This window comes from Janthinobacterium rivuli, from assembly GCF_009208735.1.
In the GTDB taxonomy this organism is placed as follows: domain Bacteria; phylum Pseudomonadota; class Gammaproteobacteria; order Burkholderiales; family Burkholderiaceae_D; genus Janthinobacterium.
In genome coordinates this window covers 1-21338 of record NZ_WFLJ01000023.1, presented here as the reverse complement: position 1 = coordinate 21338, position 21338 = coordinate 1, and the positions used below count along the sequence as shown (strand labels likewise).

Annotated in this window: 22 protein-coding genes; 11 read left to right on the top strand and 11 right to left on the bottom strand. The window is 63.0% G+C overall.

What is annotated here, in order from left to right:
- The first annotated feature begins 2 nt into the window (after positions 1–2).
- Positions 3–821 carry a metallophosphoesterase family protein gene (locus GCN78_RS25340; protein ID WP_152254184.1) on the top strand — a complete coding sequence of 273 codons (819 nt, stop codon included), beginning with the start codon at positions 3–5 and terminating at the stop codon, positions 819–821.
- Positions 822–1064: 243 nt separating this feature from the next.
- Here GCN78_RS25340 and cls read toward each other — a convergent pair whose 3' ends face one another.
- Positions 1065–2441, bottom strand: coding sequence for a cardiolipin synthase (gene cls, locus GCN78_RS25335; RefSeq protein WP_413465235.1), 1377 nt, complete (start codon positions 2439–2441; stop codon positions 1065–1067).
- An 11-nt stretch (positions 2442–2452) separates the two neighbouring features.
- Entirely contained in the window at positions 2453–4564 is a 2112-nt protein-coding gene (locus GCN78_RS25330) for a site-specific recombinase (protein WP_152254182.1), read from the bottom strand.
- 318 nt (positions 4565–4882) lie between these two features.
- On the opposite strand from GCN78_RS25330, the gene GCN78_RS25325 reads away from it, so the two are divergent.
- On the top strand, positions 4883–5992 hold the full coding sequence (locus GCN78_RS25325; RefSeq protein WP_152254181.1) for a porin: 1110 nt from the start codon (positions 4883–4885) through the stop codon (positions 5990–5992).
- Here the strand turns inward: GCN78_RS25325 and GCN78_RS25320 are convergent.
- From GCN78_RS25320 to GCN78_RS25310, 3 genes are all read right to left on the bottom strand, one after another.
- A complete protein-coding gene (locus GCN78_RS25320; RefSeq protein ID WP_152254180.1) occupies positions 5980–6558 on the bottom strand; it encodes a DUF3617 domain-containing protein in 579 nt (192 codons plus the stop codon). The genes GCN78_RS25325 and GCN78_RS25320 overlap by 13 nt on opposite strands.
- Before the next feature lie 67 nt (positions 6559–6625).
- On the bottom strand, positions 6626–8173 hold the full coding sequence (locus GCN78_RS25315) for a TerC family protein (protein WP_152254179.1): 1548 nt from the start codon (positions 8171–8173) through the stop codon (positions 6626–6628).
- Positions 8174–8256: 83 nt separating this feature from the next.
- Positions 8257–8532: a hypothetical protein gene (locus GCN78_RS25310; RefSeq protein WP_152254178.1), complete on the bottom strand. Its 276-nt coding sequence runs from the start codon at positions 8530–8532 to the stop codon at positions 8257–8259.
- Positions 8533–8824: 292 nt separating this feature from the next.
- On the opposite strand from GCN78_RS25310, the gene GCN78_RS25305 reads away from it, so the two are divergent.
- The gene (locus GCN78_RS25305; protein ID WP_152254177.1) at positions 8825–11668 is read left to right on the top strand and encodes a M16 family metallopeptidase; all 2844 of its coding nucleotides are present in this window, start codon (positions 8825–8827) and stop codon (positions 11666–11668) included.
- A 69-nt stretch (positions 11669–11737) separates the two neighbouring features.
- On the opposite strand, the gene GCN78_RS25300 is transcribed toward GCN78_RS25305, so the two are convergent.
- From GCN78_RS25300 to GCN78_RS25285, 4 genes are all read right to left on the bottom strand, one after another.
- Positions 11738–12373 carry an OmpA family protein gene (locus GCN78_RS25300; RefSeq protein WP_152254269.1) on the bottom strand — a complete coding sequence of 212 codons (636 nt, stop codon included), beginning with the start codon at positions 12371–12373 and terminating at the stop codon, positions 11738–11740.
- Positions 12374–12588: 215 nt separating this feature from the next.
- Positions 12589–12735, bottom strand: a complete 147-nt coding sequence (locus tag GCN78_RS25295; RefSeq protein ID WP_121670992.1) for a lmo0937 family membrane protein — start codon at positions 12733–12735, stop codon at positions 12589–12591.
- 184 nt (positions 12736–12919) lie between these two features.
- Positions 12920–13162, bottom strand: a complete 243-nt coding sequence (locus tag GCN78_RS25290; RefSeq protein ID WP_152254176.1) for a hypothetical protein — start codon at positions 13160–13162, stop codon at positions 12920–12922.
- Positions 13163–13330: 168 nt separating this feature from the next.
- Positions 13331–13975 carry an outer membrane lipoprotein gene (locus GCN78_RS25285; protein WP_152254175.1) on the bottom strand — a complete coding sequence of 215 codons (645 nt, stop codon included), beginning with the start codon at positions 13973–13975 and terminating at the stop codon, positions 13331–13333.
- Positions 13976–14151: 176 nt separating this feature from the next.
- On the opposite strand from GCN78_RS25285, the gene GCN78_RS25280 reads away from it, so the two are divergent.
- Complete coding sequence (locus GCN78_RS25280; RefSeq protein WP_152254174.1) at positions 14152–14928, top strand: Crp/Fnr family transcriptional regulator; 777 nt, start codon at positions 14152–14154, stop codon at positions 14926–14928.
- Between the two features lie 100 nt (positions 14929–15028).
- Here GCN78_RS25280 and GCN78_RS25275 read toward each other — a convergent pair whose 3' ends face one another.
- Positions 15029–15247 (bottom strand): glycine zipper 2TM domain-containing protein, encoded by a 219-nt coding sequence (locus tag GCN78_RS25275; RefSeq protein WP_010396384.1) that lies wholly within the window; start codon positions 15245–15247, stop codon positions 15029–15031.
- A gap of 177 nt (positions 15248–15424) precedes the next feature.
- Complete coding sequence (locus GCN78_RS25270; protein ID WP_152254173.1) at positions 15425–17464, bottom strand: AsmA family protein; 2040 nt, start codon at positions 17462–17464, stop codon at positions 15425–15427.
- 257 nt (positions 17465–17721) lie between these two features.
- Here GCN78_RS25270 and GCN78_RS25265 point away from each other — a divergent pair, with 257 nt between their 5' ends.
- The 7 genes from GCN78_RS25265 to GCN78_RS25235 form a co-directional block, all read left to right on the top strand.
- Entirely contained in the window at positions 17722–18126 is a 405-nt protein-coding gene (locus GCN78_RS25265) for a DUF4398 domain-containing protein (protein WP_102122680.1), read from the top strand.
- 32 nt (positions 18127–18158) lie between these two features.
- The gene (locus tag GCN78_RS25260; RefSeq protein ID WP_152254172.1) at positions 18159–19058 is read left to right on the top strand and encodes an OmpA family protein; all 900 of its coding nucleotides are present in this window, start codon (positions 18159–18161) and stop codon (positions 19056–19058) included.
- Between the two features lie 134 nt (positions 19059–19192).
- Positions 19193–19729, top strand: a complete 537-nt coding sequence (locus GCN78_RS25255) for a ferritin-like domain-containing protein (RefSeq protein WP_152254171.1) — start codon at positions 19193–19195, stop codon at positions 19727–19729.
- Between the two features lie 58 nt (positions 19730–19787).
- A complete protein-coding gene (locus GCN78_RS25250; protein ID WP_035826246.1) occupies positions 19788–20090 on the top strand; it encodes an ElaB/YgaM/YqjD family protein in 303 nt (100 codons plus the stop codon).
- A gap of 17 nt (positions 20091–20107) precedes the next feature.
- Entirely contained in the window at positions 20108–20494 is a 387-nt protein-coding gene (locus GCN78_RS25245) for a phage holin family protein (protein WP_152254170.1), read from the top strand.
- 21 nt (positions 20495–20515) lie between these two features.
- Positions 20516–20854 (top strand): hypothetical protein, encoded by a 339-nt coding sequence (locus tag GCN78_RS25240; RefSeq protein WP_034786335.1) that lies wholly within the window; start codon positions 20516–20518, stop codon positions 20852–20854.
- Positions 20855–20991: 137 nt separating this feature from the next.
- A partial coding sequence (locus GCN78_RS25235; protein WP_193316871.1) for an IS1 family transposase occupies positions 20992–21338 on the top strand: 347 nt, incomplete at its 3' end.

Sequence of the window (21338 nt, the reverse complement as noted above, 5' to 3'; positions counted from 1 at the left end):
CCATGCGTACCATCGTGCATTTGTCCGACTTGCATTTCGGCAGGGTCGACGCGGACCTGCTGGCACCCTTGCGCACGCTCGTCGAGCGGCTGGAACCGGACGTGGTGGTGGTCTCGGGCGACCTCACGCAGCGCGCCCGCAGCGCCCAGTTCCAGCAGGCGCGCCACTTTCTCGACAGCTTGCCGGGGCCGCAGATCGTGGTGCCGGGCAACCATGACGTGCCCCTCTACAACGTCTTTTCCCGCTTCCTGACGCCGCTGGTGAAGTACCGGCGCCATGTGACGGACGATTTGTCGCCCGAGCATGTGGACGAGGAAATCGCCGTGCTGGGCATCAACACGGCCCGCTCCCTGACGTTCAAGGATGGCCGCATCAGCCACGAGCAGATCGATATCCTGCGTGAACGCCTGGGCCGTTTGCCGCCCGGCTTGACGCGCATCATCGTCACGCATCATCCATTTGATTTGCCCGAGCATTTCGACAAGGATGACCTGGTCGACCGTGCGCCGCTGGCGCTGCAAATGTTTTCCGAATGCGGCGTGGACTTATTGCTGGCCGGCCACCTGCACGCCAGCCATGCGGGCGATACCTCGGCGCGCTACAAGATCGACGGCTACGCCGCCCTGATGGTGCAGGCGGGCACGGCCACGTCCACGCGGGGGCGCGGCGAGTCGAACTCCTTCAATGTGCTGCGCGTGGAAAACAGTTGCATTCGCGTCGAGCGCTACAGCTGGAATGACGACAGCGCCGACTTTGAAAAGGTCAGCACGGAAGCGTTCGAGCGTCAGGGCGGGGTGTGGGCCAGCTTGCGGCCGCTGTAGGTTGGATTAGCGGGGCGAAGCCGCGCGTAATCCGACGCTATTGTTGGCGGTGGTCGTAGTTTTCGTGATGGTGTCGGCTTACGCTGATGTCGGCTTACGCTGCGCTAAGCCGACCTACGCCGACCTGCGCCGGTAGCAGGAGTGGCCGGCAAAATGGCCAGGGCTAGGCGCGTTGCCGAAGACAGTACGAATAGTACGGCGAGGCAATGCAACAACGCCCTGGACTTTTTGACGGCAACTCCCTTACAGCCAATAATTCATGACGCGCGCCGCCCACTCCTTCATGCGGTCGGCAATCGGCCGGGTTTCCCATTTCGTTTTGGTGATCTCTTCCGAGTCGCGCAAGTCTTCCTGGAAGGCGTTTTCCATTTCGCGGCCGAAGCTGTCGCCCAGCACGATCACGTTCAGTTCGCTGTTATGCAGGAAGCTGCGCATGTCGATGTTGGTCGAACCCACGGTCGACCAGGCGCCGTCGATGACGGCCGTCTTGGCGTGCAGTACGGCCAGTTTCAAGTGAAAAATGCGGATGCCGCCAGCCAGCAGCTTGTCGTACAGCGCGTGTCCCGCATGGAACACGAGGCCGCTGTCGGACACGCCGGGCAGCACCACGGTCACATCCACGCCACGTTTCGCGGCGGCCACCAGCGCATCGACCGTCTGCTGGTCGGGCACGAAGTAGGCGGAGGTGATGTGGATGGATTTTTTTGCTTCCTGGATGGCCAGGATATACGCCTTGTAGATTTCAAAGCCGCCGTCCGGCTCGCTGGCCACGACGCGCACCAGCTTGTCGCCCACTTCCGACAGGGGCGGGAAATAATTCGCGTCCGGCAAGTCGGCCTGGTCTTGCTGGGCCCAGGTGCGGATGAATAGCCACTGGAAGGCGGCCACGGCCGGGCCTTCCACTTTCACGTGGGTATCGCGCCAGCCCACGTCCTTCTTGTCGGTGGCTTTCGATTTCGAGCGGAACAGCGAGCTTTTCGCATAGGTGTCGCTGATATTGACGCCGCCCGTAAACGCCGTCTTGCCGTCGACGATCAGCACCTTGCGATGGTCGCGGTTGTTGATCTTCCAGTCGTCGCCCTTGAGCCTGGCGGGATTGACGGGGTTGAAGGCCACCAGGTGCACGCCGGCCGCGCGCATGCGCTCGAAGAACGCTTGCGGCACGCCGAGGGTGCCCACGCTGTCGTAGATGACGTTGACCGTCACGCCCGCTTGCTGCTTTTCGATCAGCATGTCGGCGAACTTCAGGCCCAGCGGATCCTGGTCGAAGATATACGTTTCCAGGTTGATGCTGGTTTTCGCGTCGCTGATGGCCTGGAACATGGCGGCCATGGTTTGCGGGCCGTCAAACAGCAGGGTCACCTTGTTGCCCTTGATCAAAGGCACGCCGGTGGCCGCCTCTTCCAGCGCGGCCTGGGCTTTCAAGTCCATGCCGGACTTGGCCCAGCGCTTGTTGAGCAGGGCGGCCCGGCTGTTGACATTCAACAAGGCGCCCTTGCCCGTGATCACATTCGGCTTGGCCACCGGTTCGAGGGTGGTGTTGAGGTTCTTGACATTGGGCAGCGAGGCGCATGCAGCCAGGGTCCAGCACAGCAGTATGGCGGTGAGACAGGGTTGCATGCGGCTAGCGGTCATTTTTGAGCCTTGGTCGTGGGTGACAGGTTTGCCGATTCATCGGCCAATGCCAGTGGCGGCGGGTTTTTCGAGCCGAAGAAGAAGACGATGGGCGAGCGCAGGAAGCGCTTGCCCAGAATCTTCAACAGTTGCATGCCGTGCTTGAAGCGTACCTGGCGCGAACGCAGCGCCACCCACAGGGCCAGGCCAAAGCTGACCAGCAGGTTGGCCGTGCCGATGGCGAAGATACCCGACAGCGACTTGACGGCCAGTTGCCAGCTCATGTTGTGGTCCAGGCCCACCAGGGCCGTGGCGAAGTTGGCGGCCGAGAAGGTGATGTGGCGGATATCGATCGGCAAGCCGATCAGGAAACCCAGGGTGCCGATGGAACCGAGCAGGATACCGAAGTAGAAGTTACCCATCAGCCCGCCCAGGTTGTTTTCCAAATACAGGCCCAGCCGCTGCAGCCGCTCCTGGCCGATCACCTTGCCCAGGCCGCGCAATTGCGCGATGCGCTGTGCCCAGCGCGTGTACAGGGCCTGGTTGTCATAGTAGCCCGAAATCAGGCCGGCCACGAACAGGCACACGCCGGCGATCATGGCGTAGAAGATAGCGGGACTGCCGATGGGGTCGATATCGTGCAGCAGATGCATGGCTTTTTCGGGCGTCACCAGGTTGTGCCCGGTAATCGCCTTGTAGCCGAGCGCGATCAGCCAGGCCGTGGGAATGGCGGTCGCCAGGTTGCCCAGCACGGCCATGTTTTGCGTGCGGAAGACCTTGTTGATCAGCTCGGCCATGCTGTCGAGGTCGATATTCCGGCCATCCTTGCTGTGCAGGCCGGCGGCGATGCGCGAGGCCGTCATGGCCGGCTGCTTGGTGGCCACCGTGAAATGCAGCAAGTGGATGAACATGAAGCCGATCGAGTAATTCATGCTGAACATGAAGGCTTCGACCAGCGGCGCCGAGCGCAGATACGACATCAATATCTTGAACAGGGCCATGAAGCCGATGATCACGCCCGCGCCCGCGGACGAGAGGAACATGGCGCCCATCTCGCGCCGGCTCTCCGCGATGTAGTGTTCGCCCGTGCGGCTGGCGTTTTCCGTCACATTGCGTGCCAGCAAGTTGATATTGTCGGAAAACAGGTCGCTGACCTTGTACTTGTGGTTATGCGCGCGTATCAGTTCCAGCGCCAGCGCGACGGCGCCCGCGCGGCGGCGGCTGACGGGCTGCGGATGCAGCAAGTCCTGCGTGGCGTCCACCGTGATGGCGGCGATATCCACGTTCGCCGAGCTGGGCAGTTCGCCGCTCGTGTCGACCAGGAACAGCAGCTTGCGCAGGCGGTCGATGCTTTGCGCCAGCGCCACCAATAAATACGTGAGGGGAATGCTGGTGCCCTGGTACAGCGCTTTCTTGCGGATCTTGGCGATGACGGCGTCGCACTGGTCCAGCATCACCAGCAAGTGGCGCGCATCTTCGATGTGCTCGATGTCGCCTTGCAGCAAATTCGTGTAGGCGTCCAGGTAGGCGTTCACTTCCGTGTTCTGCACCATGAACGGCGACTGGAACACTTCGATTTCATTGTGGAAACGCGTCAGTTCCGGCTCCAGGCCCATGGCGCAGACGCGGTAGGACAGGGTGCGGATGGCGTCGAGTATGCCGGGCAGCATGATATTGCCGTCGCCGACGGCCAGTTCGATGTCGTCGCTGGTGAGCACGTCGAACAGTTCCAGCCAGTCCGTGGCGGGCACGTTGCTGATCCACAAATAATCGGTTTTCAGGTACAGCACCTGGTCGAGCGCGTCGTTCAGGTATTCGTCACCGAGGGCGGGGGGCAGCATGCGGTAGGCGATGCGGCGTTTCAATTCCGTGAAAAAACCGCTGTTCGACAGCACGCCGATGTCCGTGTACAGACTGGCGTGGCGGCGCGCGGCCAGCACGCGCAGCACGTATTCGTGCAGGGCGCGCGCTTGCGCGGGGTTACCTTTGAGAAGCTGGCGCAGGGTGCGCACGTTGGCGATCGCGGTAGCGCTGTCGTGGCAGCGCTTGGGACGCAGTGAGTTGAATAATTCCACCAGCAAGTCGATATTGCTGGAGTTCGGGTCAATGCGTTCGAGGATAGCTAGCATGCAGAAAAAACGGGCGAGCCGCTGTCGGTAAAACCAGTAGTGTACCGCCTGCGTCAAATCACGCAACGTTCGCCACCGAACATTGCTTTACGACAGGGCCTGCATTGCACGCCATTTTGCCGCAAATTTCCCCAATCATGCTTCCGCTTGCGTGTTGTCAGTGCGCGACTCTTTTCCGGGGACTAAGCTGACGTTTCTGTTGTACAACGCACGGATGGCTGGACAAAAAGCGAGGATAAGGTAACACTAAGATCAGACACACAGCGCATGTCCTGATCAATACCGGGAAGTTTCACCCACGTCACCGAGATATTTATCATGAAGACCTCGTATTTTGCGCTTGCTGTGATAGGGATGGGGCCATTCGCGCTGGGCGCAGCGGCCCAGGCTCCCGATGGCGCGGGCAGTGCCGCATCCGGTAACGTTGCCGTGTACGGCGTGCTCGACGCGGGCATCGTGGCCGAACGCGGTTGTGCCGCCAGTTGCGCCGGCGCCAAGGTGTCCGGCGGCGTCGCGTCCGGTTCGCGCCTGGGGTTGCAGGGCCGCGAAGCGCTGGGCAATGACGTGTCCGCCGTCTTCACCCTGGAAGCGGGCGTGCAGAACGACACGGGCCAGTCGGAAGACGGGCGTCTGTTCGGACGCCAGGCCTACGTGGGCCTCGACAGCCGCCTGGGCGCGCTGACCCTGGGACGCCAGTACAACCTGCAATACCTGACCCTCACCGACGTGGCCGATCCGTTCAAGGGCGGCATGGCCGGCAGCGCCAGCAACCTGGCCGGCTACAGCGTGAAACGCTACGACAATACCGTCAAGTACGTGACACCCGCCTTGCGCGGCGTGTCCGCCAGCGCCATCTACAGCTTTGGCGAGTCGCCGTACAGCAACGCCAACAACCGCGCGTATGGCGCCACCCTCGGCTATTCGGCCGGCGCCGTGAATGTCAGCGTGTCGCACCAGCGCAAGAACAACTTCATCCTCGCCTCCGGCACCTTGCCCGCCATCGACATGTCGTCGCGCAACACCCTGATCGCGGCGAACGTCGACCTGAAAGTGGCCACCGCCTTTGCCGCCGTGGGCGTGAACAAGGGCTATGGCAGCTCGCCGTGGGACCCGAACAATGCCTACAGCTCGCTGGCCCTGTCGATGTCGTCCTCGGACAGCCGCGACACCTTGCTGGGCGTGTCCGTGCCCGTGGGCGGCTTCAAGCTGCTGGCGTCATGGGTGCGCAAGGATGACCGCGACCTGGCCAACCGCGACGCCACGCAGCTTGCCGTCGGCCTCACGTATTCGCTGTCAAAACGCAGCGATTTCTACGCGTCCTACGCGAAGATCCATAACAAGAACGGTGCCCGCTACACGGTGGGCAATGCCAGCGACGGCGGACGCGGCGACGCGGCTTTTAATATGGGCTTCCGTCACGGTTTCTGAAGTGCCGTCGCGGCAGGGGCAGGGCAGCTGGCGCCCAGCCACTTGCCCTTGCTCGTCACATTCACCTGTTCCGGCGTGCCGCGCGCGCTGGTCGTCACCGCCAGCTGCATGTCGAAGGCCTGGTCGCCATGGAAGCGCACCTGGCCTTCGCCGCTCGATTTCGGGTTGGCGCAGCTAAATGACACCTGCATGCCGCCCGCGATGTCGCTGTTTTTCGATTTGCAATCGCCGGGCTGGCCCGTGGGAATCTGCTTACGCGCGGCCATTTCCGGCGTCACGCACGCCGTCACGCGCACGGCGCCGTCGGCGCCCACGGTGGGCATGGCCATGCCGCGGCTGGCGGCCATGCTTTCCAGTTGCTTGCGTTGATCGGGGGGAAGGTTGCCCAGTTGCTGCAGCACCATCGACATGGCGTTGTCGGTGGCGGCGTCCGGCGACGCCATCGTGCTGTCGACTTGCCACAGGCCCGGCTTGATGGTGGCGGATGGCGAGACGGCTTGGGCGCCGGCGTGGGCGCCGATGGCGGCGCAGGCCAGTAAACTCAGGCGTAGCAGGGATCGTTTCATCGTGGGGTCTCCGGTATGGGCAGACCCCAGCATACGGCATGGCAAGCGGAGCACGCTTGCCATTGTGTTACAAACTGTGATCGGGCTCGATGCGGCGCACGTCCACGCAGGCGATGCGGCGCTCGTCGGCTTCGACGATTTCATAGCGCAAGTCATCGAGTTCCAGCACTTCGCCCACGGCCGGCATGTTTTCGAAGTGCGCCAGCAGGAAGCCGGCCAGCGAGTTGTATTCGCCGTCTTCGCTGACCAGGGTTTCCTTCTCGAACACTTGCTCCAGGTAATGCAGGTCCGTCGCGCCGTCGATGCGCCAGTGGCCGGGGCCCAGCACTTCCACGTCGGGCTGCTCGTCCTCGTCGGGGAATTCGCCGGCGATGGCTTCCAGGATGTCGATCGGCGTGAGCACGCCTTGCACGGTGCCGAACTCGTCGACCACCAGCACCAGCTGGCCGCGCGAGCGCTTCAGGGTTTCCATGGCTTTCAGCACGCCGGCCGCTTCCGGCACGACGACGGCTTCGCGCATGCTGTCCGGGTCGATCTTGCCGCGCGATACCAAGTCCTCGATCAGGTCCTTGCTGCGCGCGATGCCGACCACGTTGTCGAGGTCATCATTACAGACGGGAATCATGCTGTGCGGTGTGTCGCGCAGCAATTGCAGCATCTTCTCGCTGCTGTCGTTCAGGTTGACCCATGAGACGTCGCCTCGCGGCGTCATCACGGAGCGGATCGACCGTTCTGCCAGGGTCAGCACGCCGCTGACCATGTTGCGTTCTTCCACGCCAAAGGCGGAGGCATCGGGCACTTCCTTGATTTCGTGTTCTTCCACGGCTTCGCGGCCCTTGCGCCCGCCCAGCAAGCTCAACACGGCTTGCGCCGTGCGGTCGCGCAGCGGGGCGTTCGATTGCAGCTTGAGGAAGTTGCGGCGCGCCAGCTGGTTGAAGAACTCGATGACGATCGAGAAACCGATGGCCGCGTACAGATAGCCTTTCGGAATGTGGAAGCCCAGGCCTTCGGCCACCAGCGACAGGCCGATCATCAGCAGGAAGCTCAGGCACAGCACGACGACCGTGGGGTGGGCGTTGACGAAGCGCGTCAGCACCTTCGACGCCAGCATCATGACGACGATGGAAATGACGACGGCCGCCATCATCACATACAGGTTGTCCACCATGCCGACGGCCGTGATGACGGCGTCGAGCGAAAAGACGGCGTCGAGCACGACGATTTGCGCCACCACGAGGCCGAAGCCGGCGTAGACTTTCGGGCCCGTCTGGGCGTGCGTGACGCCTTCGAGGCGCTCGTGCAGCTCGGTGGTGGCCTTGAACAGCAGGAACAGGCCGCCGACGAGCAGGATCAGGTCGCGCCCCGAAAACGAGAATGTCCATAGGGAAAACAATGGCGTGGTCAGGGTGACCAGCCAGGAAATCAGCGAAAGCAGGCCCAGGCGCATGACGAGGGCCAGCGTCAGGCCCAGCACTCTGGCCTTGTCGCGCTGGTGCGGCGGCAGTTTCTCGGCCAGGATGGCGATGAAAATCAGGTTGTCGATACCCAGTACGATTTCCAGTACGACCAGCGTCAGCAGGCCGACCCAGATTGTCGGGTCAAATAACCATTCCATGTGTGTAACCTTGTAAAGTCAGTAAGTATCAAGCTTGCCTGGCGGCTGGTGCCCCAGGCGTGATGGGTGCTGCATGCATGTGTTCAGAGGCGGACGCGCGGCGGCCGGGTGGCCAGCCGCACGTCCGCTTCGGCAAGTGCGCCCGGTCCCGCTTGCCAAATGATGGCGCAAAACGGCGCCCCCTGGCGCGAGCTCGGGTACAGCGTGATGGGGTCGTTGTCGCATTCCTCGGCGTCGCAGCTGTCGCCAGGCAGGCTCGCATGGACGCTGGCGTCGGCACAATCGATGCTGAAGGCGGGCGTGGCGGTAGTGCCGGCCGCGATTGCATGCTGGAATGGGGAAGGGCTGGCGTAGGCCATGCTGGCGAACGCCTGGGGTAAGGCGATGAAAACAAAAAGGCAGAGCAGGACGAGAGCTCGTCTCATATACAGGCAGATAGTTCTGGAATCGTGAGTATAACACGGGCCGATAACAGCCCGATGACAGGGCTTGCTTTAGTGATACGTATGCCGTAAATTATGAAATGGCAATAATTTCACATGGCGGCGAAGACGCAGCGCGGGCCCCGTGACTATTCTTGCGTTCGTATCACATCGCGCCTGCACTGCTTGCTTGCGCACGTCTATAACGTAGTGTTACCAGGACTTTGCCTTGAAACCAATTACCGCCCTCCTGCTTGCCGCCGGCATCCTCTCGCCGTCGTTCATCTTGGCCGCCACCCCGGTGGAAGCGGCGCCGACCCAGAAAGCCGGCAAGGCCGCACCCAGCCGCGCCGCCGTCAAAGTCACGTCCGTCGAAGGCATCACCGAATACCGCCTGGCCAATGGCTTGCGCGTGCTGCTGTTTCCCGATGCCAGCAAGCCGACCCTGACCACCAACATCGTCTACCTGGTCGGTTCGCGCCATGAAAACTATGGCGAAACGGGCATGGCCCACTTGCTCGAACACTTGCTGTTCAAGCCCAGCGCCAACTTCGGCATCAAGAAGGGCACGAAAACCCCGGTCGAGATCCTCAATTCGACGGGCGCCGATTTCAACGGCACCACCTGGTATGACCGCACCAATTACTACGCCACCTTCCCCGCCAACGACGACAACCTGCGCCAGATGCTGGCCATGGAAGCGGACCGCATGGTCAACGCCGCCATCGACCAGAACGACCTGTGGAATCCCAAGACGCAGAAGGGCGAAATGACCGTCGTGCGCAACGAGTTCGAGATGGGCGAGAGCGACCCGATCGGCGTGACGAGCGAACGCATCCAGGCCATCGCCTACGACTGGCACAACTATGGCAAGTCGACCATCGGCGCCCGTTCCGACATCGAGCAGGTGAACATTCCCCGCCTGCGCGCGTTCTATCACAAATACTACCAACCCGATAACGCCGTGCTGATGGTGGCGGGCCGCTTCGACGAAGCCAAGGTCTTGAAACAGATTGATGATCTGTTCGGCAAGATCCCGAAACCGACGCGCGTGATCGAACCGACCTACACGGCCGAACCGGTGCAGGATGGCGAGCGCGCCGTGACGGTGCGCCGCAGCGGCGGCACGCAATTCGTCGGCGCCGGCTACCACGTGGCGCCGTCCGGCAACCCGGACGCCGTCGCCATCGAGGTGCTGGGCCACGTGCTGACGGACGCGCCGGCCGGCCGCCTGCACAAGGCGCTGGTGGAAACCAAGCTGGCCAGCAAGATCGAATACAACTCGGTGAGCAACCTGGAGCCGGGCTACAACCTGTTCGGCGCGCTCGTGCCCGTCGATGGCAACCTCGATGCGGCGCAAGCGGCCATGCTGAAGGTGCTGGAAGAGCTGAAATCGCAGCCGATCACGGATGCGGAAGTGGCGCGCGTGAAACAGCAACTGAACAAGCAGGTCGAACTGATCACCTCGAACACGGCGCGCATGACGATCGCCCTGACGGAGTCCCTGGCGGCCGGCGACTGGCGGCTGTTCTTCCTGCAGCGCGACCAGCTCGACAAGCTGACGACGGCGCAGGTGCAGGCGGCGGCCGAGAAATACCTGAAGAGCTCGAACCGCACCCTGGGCCGTTTCATCCCCACCGATGCGCCGGACCGCACGGTTGTGCCGGCCTACGCCGACGTGGCGCCGCAACTGGCCGGCTACACGGGCCGGGCGGTCGTGGCGCAGGGCGAGGCATTCGACCCCAGCCCCGACAATATCGAGGCGCGCACCACGCGCTTCACCTTGCCGAACGGCTTGAAGGGCGCCTTGCTGCCGAAGAAAACCAAGGGCAATACCGTCAGCGTCGTGTTGAAATTGCAGATCGGCAGCGAAGAGAGCTTGCGCGGCAAGGCGCAAGTGGGCAGCTACACGGCCAATCTGTTGTCGCGCGGCACGGATAAACTGTCGCGCCAGGAAGTGAAGGACAAGTTCGACCAGCTGGGCATGCAGGTGGCCATTTCGGGCGGCGCCGAGGGCGTGACCGCCATGCTGACGGGCAAGCGCGAGAACTTGCCGGCCGCCATGGACCTGCTGGCGCAAGTGCTGCAGAAACCGGCCTTGAGCGAGACGGAATTCCTGGAATTGCAGCGCGAGCGCGTCGGCCGCGCGGAGCAGGAATTGCCTGAACCGCAGCCGCTGGCCGTGAACGCCTTCCGCCGCCTGCTCGACGCCACGCCGGAAGGCCATGTGCGCCACGTGGCCACCCTGCCGGCCGAGCTGGCGCAATGGAAAGCCATCAAGGTGGCCGATGTGAAAGCCTTCCATGGCGCCTACTATGGTGCCGCGAACGCCACCTTTGCCGCCGTGGGCGACTTCGACCCGGCCGCGCTGAAGGCGCAAGTGGCCAGCCTGTACGGCAGCTGGAAGGCGCAGCAGCCGTATGTGCGCATTGCCGACGCCGTCAAGCCCGTCAGCGGCGAAAAAGTCACGCTGGAGACGCCGGACAAGGCGAACAGCGTGCTGTTCGCCATCCAGCCGATTCCCCTCAAGGATGACGCCGCCAACTATCCGGCCTTGCTGATCGCCAATCACATGCTCGGCGGCGGTGCCTTGCGCAGCCGCCTGGCCGACCGCATCCGCCAGAAGGAAGGCCTGTCGTACGGCGTCGGCTCGCAAGTGAGCATCCCGTCGCGCGAACCGGCCGGCTATTGGATGGCGTATGCCATCAGCGCGCCGCAAAACACGGCCAAGGTCGAAGCGGCCCTGCGCGAGGAAATCGCCAAGGTGCTGGCCGACGGCTTCACGCAAGAGGAACTGGGCGAGGCGAAGAAAGGCTGGCTGCAATCGGAAGAAGTGGGCCGTACGCAGGATGCGGGCCTGGCGCGCGGCCTGGCCGATTACCTGGCGCAAGATCGTACCTTGGCGTACGACAAGGACCTGGAAGCGAAAGTGTCCGCCTTGACCCTGGCGCAAGTAAACCAGGGCTTGCGCGAGTATCTGAAACCGGCCGCCGTCTCGATCGTGACGGCGGGCGACTTCGCCAAAGTGGCGAAAGAGGGCGACAGCGGCGCCAAGGCGACGACGTCGAAATAAGCCGTTTTACATAGAAAAACCCGCCGGCAAGGTCACTTGCCGGCGGGTTTTTTATTGACGTGTGTCAGCTTAGCGTGGGGCTAATTCCGCGACGTAAATTTCCACACGGCGGTTGCGAGCGCGTCCGGCCGCATCCGCATTCGAGGCGATCGGCTCGCGGGCGCCGCGGCCTTCCGTGACGACGCGCGTTGGCGATACGCCGCGCATGGCCAGGTAGTCGCGCGTGTGGGCCGCGCGTTCCACCGACAGCGGTTCGTTGATGGAATCGCTGCCCGTGCTGTCCGTGTGGCCGATGATGCTGACCGTGGTGTTCGGGTTTTCATTCAGGGTGGCGGCGAAGCGGTCGAGGATGGGGCGGAAGTTGCCCTTGATGTCGGCGCGGTTGGTGTCGAAGGAAATGTCGCTCGGGATTTCCATTTTCAGGCGGTTATCGGCCGTCTGCGACACTTGCACACCAGTACCCTGTGTGGCTTGTTCCATCGCGCGCTTCTGGTTTTCCATGCGGTTCGACCAGATATTGCCGACCACGGCGCCAGCTGCCGCGCCCAGCAGGGCGCCGCCGGCCGTGCGGCCGCTGCTGCCGCCACCGGTGGTGCCGCCGATCAAGGCGCCCAGGCCCGCGCCGATGCCGGCGCCCGTGGCCGTGCCACGTTGCGTCGAGGACATATCCGCGCAGCCGCTGGCGGCCAATGCGATCACCAGCATGCCGATCAGGGACTTGGCGCCAGGGCCTTTTTTGAATGTTTCTTTCATGGATTTTCTCCTTGTTTTGTTATTGGGACATACCCAGGACTACCCGTACACGTTACTGCAAAATGACGCTGCTTGCCAGCGCACACACGCGGCACTTAAAAGGCGGCAAAAGAGCGGCGCCCGTTTGCACGCGCGCCGCTCTGGTCAGGCCATATTAACGGCCTGGGCTATAAACCGCGCCCGCTGATCAGGCGCAGCAGGATCATGATGACGGCGACCACCAGCAGGATGTGGATGAAGCCGCCAATGGTATAGGAAGTTACCAGGCCCAGCAGCCAAAGAATAATGAGTACGACGGCGATTGTATACAGCATGATGAGTCCTCCGAGAGTAATGTGTGGATGACGGCGACCGCCTTGGCCTGGCAGGCGTTGGCGCGTGGCGCCGTCATCGATTCTTGTCATTGCGCGGCGACCGGGGTCGCTGAACGCTGATGCCATGACTAAGTGTCTACTTTGTTTTCCCTGCGTTCTGTACGCTGTCGTACACAAGGCTCAACTATCGGGGGCGGTCGGCGTGTTCATCGGCCATGCCTGGCACCCACGCCAGCATGCCGGCCATGCCGACGGCGCCCGCCAGGCAGCTGACCATGCCGCCCGTGAGCAACAGCATGACGCCAAATACGGGGCCGCCCGCTGGCGGCGCCAGATCCAGCGCGCAGAAGCCCAGCGCGGTGGCCAGCACGCCGCCGCCAATCAAGCCGAACCAGATCTTGTTATTGCCTGCCTTGTCGTTTTCCATCGCCGCTCCTTGAGGGGAATATCCGTTGAACTTTCCTGAATGCATCATCTCGCGCCCCGGCAAGCTCATCTGTACGCCAACGAACATGATCAAAAAGAAAACGCCCGGACAGGCCGGGCGTGTGTTGAATTGGCAACGCTGGCGGGCGGCCTGCTTGCCGCCGGCCGCTTAGCCCATGGCGCGCAAGGCGCCGTTGACGATGCGTACGCGGTCGCCCTGGCGCCAGTTCGGCGCGGCGCTCTGGTGCACGGTGCGCGTCTTGCCGTTGTCGAGGCGCACGACGATGTTGTAGCTACGCGTGGCGCGCACGCTGCCTTCGATCTGGTTGCCGGCCACGGCGCCGCCAACGGCGCCCAGCACGGTGGCCAGCTGCTTGCCGTGGCCGCCGCCAACCTGGTTGCCCAGCAAGCCGCCGACGACGGCGCCGCCAGCCGCGCCCACGCCGCTGCCTTCGGCGCGCGTATTGACTTCATGGATGGCTTCGATCACGCCGCAATTGCCGCACACCTGTGGCGCAGGGGCTGCCGCGTATTGTTGCTGTGGCTGCTGCTGTGGCTGTTGTGGCTGCGGCTGGCGCACGGGCTGTTGCTGCTGTGGCGGCAGGGCGGCCAGCGGCTGCGCGCCGGCCGGCGGCTGGTTCGCCTGCAGGTTGGCCATTTGCTCGGCCGAGGTGCTGGTCGCCAGTGGCTGGCTGTCGCTCTGGGAGGAAGGCAGCCAGCCCATCAGGGCTGCCGTGCCCACGCCGCAAAACAGCAGGACGGCGACGGCGGCGGCAAGCACCAGCGGGTGGAGGGATTTGGTGGTGGTAGTCATGGAAAGCTCCTTGGTTTTTATAAATAATGAAATGGGTAGTGCGTGTTATCCGTGCATGCAGCCAGTGTGCTGCGCCGCTTGCTTCGCTTCCGTGCGTCACCGTACATACAGGGGCGGTAGCGCACCGTAGGCTAAGTAAAAATTATGTCGAGTTGTAACGACACCAAGGAAAAGCAATGCCACCAACGACTGCCAGCATGACCCTGTCCCGCGACGCAGGCCGATCCGGCCTGGGCACGCCCGTGGGCGCGCCTGACGCCGGCAACCGCTTGCTGGCCAGCCTGCCCGAACACGATCTGCGGCACCTGACTGCCCTGTTCGATACCGTGAAGGTCGAGGTGGGCGAAGTGCTGTACGAACCGGGCCAGCCTATCGGCTACATCTACTTTCCCCGCGACTGCCTGATTTCGCTGCTGGCCGTGGCGGAAGGCCGGATGACCCTGGAAGTGGGGTCCGTCGGCCGCGAAGGCGTGCTGGGCGCTTCCGTCGCGCTGGGCCACGACCTGGCGCAAGTGCGTGCCGTGGTGCAACGTTCCGGCACGGCCAGCCGCATCGCGCGGGCCGAGTTCTGCGCCGAGTTCGCCCAGCTCGAGTCCCTGCAGCGCTTGCTGTACCGCTACACGGACACCTTGCTGGCGCAAGCCATCCAGATTGCCGTGTGCAGCCGCTTCCACGTGCTCGAGGCGCGCCTGGCCCGTTCGCTGCTGATCACGCGCGACCGCCTGCAATCGGAAAAATTTCACCTGACACATGAATTCCTCGCGCACACCCTGGGCGTGCGGCGGGTCGGCGTGACCAAGGCGGCCAGCGCGCTGCAACAGCAAAAACTCATCACCTACAGCCGCGGCAATATCGAGATCCTCGATTCGGCGGGGCTGGAAGCCGTTTCCTGCCGCTGCTACGAGCTGGTCAAGGATAGCGGCGCGATCGGCATGGCCAACGTCTTCGTCTGACCGGGCCGGTCTTCGTCCCTCCTGCTTTTCTCCGTATGCTGCAGACGCAAAAAAGCGGGTTGGGCGCCTGGGCACCCAACCCGCTCTTTTCGTTCAACGCTTACTTCGGCTTGACCTGATTGCCGATCACGCCGCCGACGGCGGCGCCGCCGACCGCGCCGACTGCGCTGCCACCCGTCAGCACGGAACCGGCAACGGCGCCGATACCAGCGCCGATGGCCGTGTTTTTATCCTGGCCGGACATGTTGGCGCAAGCCGTCAGGCTCAGCAGCAGGGCGGCAACGGAAGTGGTGGCGGCGATTTTTTTAATGATTTGCATGATAGTTCTCCTATGAATTCGGACCTCGTGGCGCCGGCATGGTATGGGCCGGTGGGACTTCGTATCGCCACGTCTTGGGTGTTTCAGGCACGATCACAGAATAGATTTGTGGCAAGGCAGGGTCTGTTCGCCAACGCACATAGGGGTGTAACAATTGTAAAAGCACACACGCCACGCTTAGCGTGCCTTGCGCACGGGTTTGCCTGGCTTGGGCGCCACCGGCTTGACTCTCGCCTGGGTCAGCAGCGCCGCGCAGGCGCTGTCCTCGACGGGGCCGCTATTGACCAGCGGCAGCAGCGCCGCCACGGGCGCCACCACGGCCAGGGCCAGCGCGCCACCGGCGCGCAGGGCCAGCACACCCTTGTCCACGCTCACGTCGGGCTTGCTGAAAGTGCCATGCACATACAGCGGCGAGCGCAGCGAAAAGATGCGCAAGCCCTTGCTGTCCGGCCGCAGGGTCAGGTCCAGCCGTTCATCGGCCAGGTTCACCGTGCCATCGATATGCAGGATGGCGTCATCCGTATCGACGATGAACTGGCGCGTGCGCATCAAGCCCTTGGTGACGGCGAAGTCGGCGGCCATGCAGTTCAGCTTGACCTGCTTGTCGCCCGCCAGTTTGGCCAGCACGACACTGCCGATATTCAAGCCCATTTCTTCCAGTAACAGCTTGCTGATGCTGCCCCGGTCGATCAGCGCGCGCACTTCGCCGTTCGAGCTGCCCAGCAGGGTGGCGACGGAATTGCCCGTGGCCGACAGCGACGCGTCGCCATTGATTTCGCCCACGCTCGCTTGCAAGGCAGGCAGTCGGGGGAACAGTTGCTGGATGTGCAGATGGCGGGCGCTGGCCTTGAGTTCTGCCGCGATGCCGTTGGCGATGACCTTGCCGCTGCCGTCGAGCTTGATCTGCGACGACAGTGTGCCGCCCGCCACGTTGAAGTTGAGCGGCGCCAGGGACAGCACGCCGTTCGTCAGCACCACATGCGTGTCGAGTTTGCTGATCGGCAGCTCGGCATCGCGCGTGATCTTGTCGGCCGTGTAGCGCACATCGGCGTCCAGGCTGGTCCAGCGCTCCGTCTTGAAGGTTTCCACCGGCAGCACGCGGCCGGCCGGCTGCGTCGACGGCACGCCCCGTTCCTTCTTGCTGGCGCTGGAATCGGCGCCCACCAGCGGACCGAGGTCGGAAAATTGCAGCAGGCGCGAGTGGACTTCACCCGTCAGGCGCTTGCGTGGCGTGCTGGCGGAAAAGGCCAGCTTGCCACTGATGTCGCTGGAGCCCACCTTGCCGCTGAATTGGTCGTACACCCATTCGCCGCCGCGCGGCGCCAGGGTGCCCGTCAGATGGCCTTCCGTGCTGAAGTGCGGCGTTTCCGGCAGTAGCACGCCCGTCAAGGGATACAGGCGCGCCATGCTGGGCCCGGATAGCTTCAGGCGCACGTCGAGCGCGGCCAGGTTTGCCGGGCGCGTCAGCGTGCCTTCGATGGCCACGCTGCTGCCGCTTGCGCGCATGTCGGCCTGGATGGGGAAGGGCGTGCCTTGCCGCTGCAGTGACAGCACGCCGCCCGCCTTGCCGCCACCGGTGACGGTTTCGCCGCGGTAGGTGCCCGACAGCTTCCACGCGATGCCGTAGCGCGCATCGTCCGCGATGGTGTCGACATCGGCGCGCATCGCCGTCTTGGTGACGCCATCGTCCAGATGTACCGTGCCCTTGCTGAAGACCACGCTTTGCAATTCCAGTTGCCACGGCGATGGCTGGTCCTGCTTGTCGAAGGTCCAGTTGTTCTTGCCATCCTTGCTGCGCAGCAAATGGACTTGCGGCGTGTCGAAGCGCAATTGCGGAATGATGATTTTCTTGTCCAGCAGGGCCAGCGGGTTGAGCGAGAACGCCAGCTGGCTCACGCTGGCCAGCTGCGCCTGGCCATCCGCCGTTGCCATGGTGCTCGGGTTGCCCAGGCGCACGTCCTTCGCCTGCAGGTGCGGCCACGGCAAATAGTCGCGCCAGGTTTGTTGCCCCGCGCTCGTGGCTGGTTGTTGCCACGTCAGCGCCAGGTCGCCCTCGATGGCGAACGGCCGTCCCAGCGCTTCGCTGGCGCGCCCATTGAGCCAGGGCTTGGCGCGGTTCCAGTCCATGCTCAGCAGGACGACGGTGGCCGCGACGGGCAGGGCGATGAGTGCGGCGGCACTGGCGAGGGTGATTTTCTGACGGCGGGAGAGCGGCATAAGCTGATTCTTTCTGGACAAGTAGGCACGATGCTACAGGAATCGTGCCAAAGCCGGGGTCGTTTCAGGTTTTGCTGGCATGCACGTGCGCTGGCGCACGTTGCCCCTGCAAGTATTGTCGATTTCTTACTCTATGTGCGGCACCGAACGGATATGCGGCGAGCCGGAGCCTATAACGTCATACATCAAACGCAGTTCCTGATTCCAGATGCATCGACATCTACCCTTCACGCTTAACATTCTCCAGGAGAAGAAAAATGACAAACCGAGATTTCAAGATTTCCCCGCTGGCCGCTTTCGCCGCATGTGCCACCGCCGTCGTGCTGATGACGGGTTGCTCCAGCCTGAAAACGCCTGCCACGGCCGACGTCGCCGTGTCGCGCGCCGCCGTCGATAACGCCGCCAGCGCCGGCGCCGCCGACCTGGCTCCCGATGAGATGCGTTCGGCCCGCGAAAAAATGCGCATGGCCAACCAAGCCTTGAAAGACCGCGATTACAAGCTGGCACGCGACCTGGCCGACCAGGCGCAAGCCGATGCCAAGCTGGCGCAAAGCAAGGCCAACTCGGCCAAGGCCACCAGCGCCGCCGATGAAATCAACGAGAACATCCGCGTCATGCGCGAAGAGCTCGACCGCGCCAATCAGCAAGCCCCAAAACAATAAGCAACAACAATAACCAATAACAGGACCCCATCATGAAAAAAGCTACTTACACCACGATTCCCGGCCTGCTGGCCATGGCCGCTCTTGTTGCCGCCTGCAGCTCCGCGCCGACCACCACCAGCCTGCTCGACCAGACGCGTGGCGATTACATGGCGGCGCAATCGAACCCGATCGTGTCGACCTATGCGCCACGCGAATTCCGCGAAGCGAGCGCTGCGCTGGAAGCGGCGAACGCGGCCGCCACGCGCCAGGAAGATAGCGAAAAAGTCGACAAGCTGGCCTACCTGGCCAAGCAAAAGATAGCCACGGCGCAAGAAGTCGCCAAGCAGAAGGCAGCTGAGGCCGAGATCGCCAACGCTGGCAAGCAGCGCGACCAGTTGCGCCTCGATGCGCGTACGCAGCAGGCTGACCAGGCCACGGCCCGTGCCCAGTCGGCGCAGGCCGATGCGGAAGCGGCCAAGGCCCAGGCGCAAGCGGCAGAAGCATCGGCACGCGATGCTTCTGCCCGCGCCGCCGGCCTGGAAGCGCAGCTGGCCGACCTGGCCGCCAAGAAAACCGAGCGCGGCATGGTGATCACCCTGGGTGACGTGCTGTTTGGCACGGACAAGGCGAACCTGACGGCCGATGGCGCGAATACGGCGCGCAAGCTGGCCGAAGTGCTGAAGAACAATCCGCAGCGCACCGTGCTGATCGAAGGCTTTACGGATAGCACGGGCGGTTCCGCGCATAACCTGGAACTGTCGCAACGCCGCGCCGAGTCCGTGCGCAATGCGCTGCTGGAACAAGGCATCAACCGTGACCGTATCGCCACGAAAGGTTATGGCGCCGCCTATCCGGCCGCCGGCAACGATACGGCGGCGAATCGCCAGCTGAATCGTCGTGTGGAAATTGTCTTGTCCGAAGATAACACGGCCATTCCCGCCCGCCGCTAAAACACCAGGCCAAACCTGCTGCGCGTCGCGACTTGCGGCTCGCTATGGTTTTGTCTAGTGTTTGATTTGTGAGTAGGCAGCACCGGCCGAAGGTTGGCCGGTGGATACCCATGCAAGACTTGAAAGGAAACATCATGACCCAAACATCTGTTGAGATTCCAGTTGGCATCGACACGGCCGCCATCCGCGCTGCCGCCCGCAACCTGGACGACGGCGCCGTGACGGCCGGCTATCAGGGCGACCGCCAGGAGCTGATCACCCTGTTGAATGGGGCGCTGGCCACCGAACTGGTGTGTATTGCGCGCTATAAACGCCATTACTACACCGTTAGCGGCCGCGACAATGGCACCATCAAGGCCGAGTTCCTCGAGCATGCGCAGCAGGAGCAGGAACACGCGGACTGGCTGGCCGAGCGCATCGTGCAATTGAATGGCAAGCCAGATTTTAATCCTGCAACATTGCTTGCACGCAGCCATGCCGAGTATGATGACTCCGAAGACGTGCAAAGCATGGTGCGTGCCAATTTGATCGCGGAACGGGTGGCGATCGAGTCGTATCGCCAGATGATCGTGAAAATCGGCGACAAAGACCCTACCACACGCCATTTGTTGATCAAGATCATGGCTGTCGAGGAAGAGCACGCCGATGATATGCGCGATCTAATGGAATAGTGTTTTTGAGTAAAGTAGGTATAGTAACTACATTCATCCACAGCTAAGGAGCTAAACCATGTTGGAAAACAATATCACCACCGTTAATAACGATGTCAAAACCCTGGTCAAGGATGCGCAAGCCCTGTTCAGCGCCGCTGCCGCCCTGACCGGCGAAAAAGCCGATGAAGTGCGCGTCAAGGGCATGAAAACCCTGGACGCCGCCCTGGCCAAGGCGCATGAAGCGCAAGCATCGGCCATCGTCGCCACCAAGCAGATGGCTGCCCAGGCTGACGGTTATGTCAAGGAAAACCCATGGCGCACGGTGGCTGTCGCCGCTGGCGTCGGCGTGCTGGTCGGCTTCATCCTGGGCCGCAAGTAATCCACTTCAGGAGCGATATGGACAAGTCTGCTTCGTCTCACCAGGGGCCGGGATTGATCGGCTCGGTCGCCGGCCTGGCCAAAAACGCTGTCGGACTGATGTTGTCGCGGCTGGAACTGGCCACCATCGAACTGTCGGAAGTGCGCAATCACATGTTGCAGCTGATTGTCATTTTCGCGTTGGCGACGGTGGCGGGCTTGTTCGCCATCGCTTACGGCAGCGTGCTGATCGTCTTCCTGGCCTGGGATAGCCTGGGCTGGAAGATCCTGGCGATCATGACGGTCGTGTTCGTACTGCTGGCCATCGTCCTGGTCATGTATGCGCGTGCCATGCTGCGTCAAGGAAAGCTGTCCATGCCGGCCACCATGGCGGAATTGAAGGCTGACCGCGACATGCTGATGTAAGCGGCATTACGAGGAGAATTCATGTCGGACAACGACAAACTGGCGGCGCAAGCCGCCCGCAAGCGCCTGCTGATCGCCCAGGGCGAAATGTACCGCGTGGGTATCGTGCATGCGCGCGCCAACGTCGGTTATGCGTTGCGCCCCGAGTCGATGCTGCAGGGCGTGGTGGAAACGGCGGTCGGCTTTGCCGGTCACCGCGTCGAATCGCTGCTGGCGCCGGGTGGCATGCGCCTGCAAGGCGCCATGCCTTACGTGCTGACGGCGCTATCGTTTATCGGACGCAAGAAGCTGGTCAAGCCGGCCCTGGTCCTCGTGGCCGTGGCCGCCGTGGCCGCCAGCTGGCTGCGCCGCAAACGCTGAACGCCAGCCGTGTTGCATAGAAACGCCGTCATTGACGGCGTTTTTTTTGCTCTGTCATCGGCAAATAGGGGAAATTCCGGAATCTTCCGTTGGCTGTGCGGTCTGACTCTGCATACCCACCACACAGGGAGCAGATCATGCAGCCAGCCGAATGGATTCGTTTTATCGCCCAGTTTGCTCGCCTGAACCGGCGCCAGCGGCAGGCAGGCATGGCCCTGCTGCGTGGCAACACGCCACACGACGCGACCGTCGCGCTGCTGGAGGGCGTGGCGCAGCCGCGCTTGGCCTGTCCCGCCTGCCGCTCGTCCCATCTGCATCGGCATGGCCATGCGCACGGCTTGCAGCGCTACCGCTGCATGCCTTGCGGGCGCACCTTCAATGCCTTGACGGGGACGCCGCTGGCCCGCCTGCGCCATAAATCGCTGTGGCTCGACTACGCCGATTGCCTGCTTGCATCGGATTCCGTGCGCAAGGCGGCGCTACA

Coding starts and splice junctions, on each gene's coding strand:
- GCN78_RS25340 (WP_152254184.1), top strand. CDS start 3: ATGCGTACCATCGTGCATTTGTCCGACTTGCATTTCGGCAGGGTCGAC.
- cls (WP_413465235.1), bottom strand. CDS start 2,441: ATGCAACCCTGTCTCACCGCCATACTGCTGTGCTGGACCCTGGCTGCA.
- GCN78_RS25330 (WP_152254182.1), bottom strand. CDS start 4,564: ATGCTAGCTATCCTCGAACGCATTGACCCGAACTCCAGCAATATCGAC.
- GCN78_RS25325 (WP_152254181.1), top strand. CDS start 4,883: ATGAAGACCTCGTATTTTGCGCTTGCTGTGATAGGGATGGGGCCATTC.
- GCN78_RS25320 (WP_152254180.1), bottom strand. CDS start 6,558: ATGAAACGATCCCTGCTACGCCTGAGTTTACTGGCCTGCGCCGCCATC.
- GCN78_RS25315 (WP_152254179.1), bottom strand. CDS start 8,173: ATGGAATGGTTATTTGACCCGACAATCTGGGTCGGCCTGCTGACGCTG.
- GCN78_RS25310 (WP_152254178.1), bottom strand. CDS start 8,532: ATGGCCTACGCCAGCCCTTCCCCATTCCAGCATGCAATCGCGGCCGGC.
- GCN78_RS25300 (WP_152254269.1), bottom strand. CDS start 12,373: ATGCTGGTGATCGCATTGGCCGCCAGCGGCTGCGCGGATATGTCCTCG.
- GCN78_RS25295 (WP_121670992.1), bottom strand. CDS start 12,735: ATGCTGTATACAATCGCCGTCGTACTCATTATTCTTTGGCTGCTGGGC.
- GCN78_RS25290 (WP_152254176.1), bottom strand. CDS start 13,162: ATGGAAAACGACAAGGCAGGCAATAACAAGATCTGGTTCGGCTTGATT.
- GCN78_RS25285 (WP_152254175.1), bottom strand. CDS start 13,975: ATGACTACCACCACCAAATCCCTCCACCCGCTGGTGCTTGCCGCCGCC.
- GCN78_RS25280 (WP_152254174.1), top strand. CDS start 14,152: ATGCCACCAACGACTGCCAGCATGACCCTGTCCCGCGACGCAGGCCGA.
- GCN78_RS25275 (WP_010396384.1), bottom strand. CDS start 15,247: ATGCAAATCATTAAAAAAATCGCCGCCACCACTTCCGTTGCCGCCCTG.
- GCN78_RS25270 (WP_152254173.1), bottom strand. CDS start 17,464: ATGCCGCTCTCCCGCCGTCAGAAAATCACCCTCGCCAGTGCCGCCGCA.
- GCN78_RS25265 (WP_102122680.1), top strand. CDS start 17,722: ATGACAAACCGAGATTTCAAGATTTCCCCGCTGGCCGCTTTCGCCGCA.
- GCN78_RS25260 (WP_152254172.1), top strand. CDS start 18,159: ATGAAAAAAGCTACTTACACCACGATTCCCGGCCTGCTGGCCATGGCC.
- GCN78_RS25255 (WP_152254171.1), top strand. CDS start 19,193: ATGACCCAAACATCTGTTGAGATTCCAGTTGGCATCGACACGGCCGCC.
- GCN78_RS25250 (WP_035826246.1), top strand. CDS start 19,788: ATGTTGGAAAACAATATCACCACCGTTAATAACGATGTCAAAACCCTG.
- GCN78_RS25245 (WP_152254170.1), top strand. CDS start 20,108: ATGGACAAGTCTGCTTCGTCTCACCAGGGGCCGGGATTGATCGGCTCG.
- GCN78_RS25240 (WP_034786335.1), top strand. CDS start 20,516: ATGTCGGACAACGACAAACTGGCGGCGCAAGCCGCCCGCAAGCGCCTG.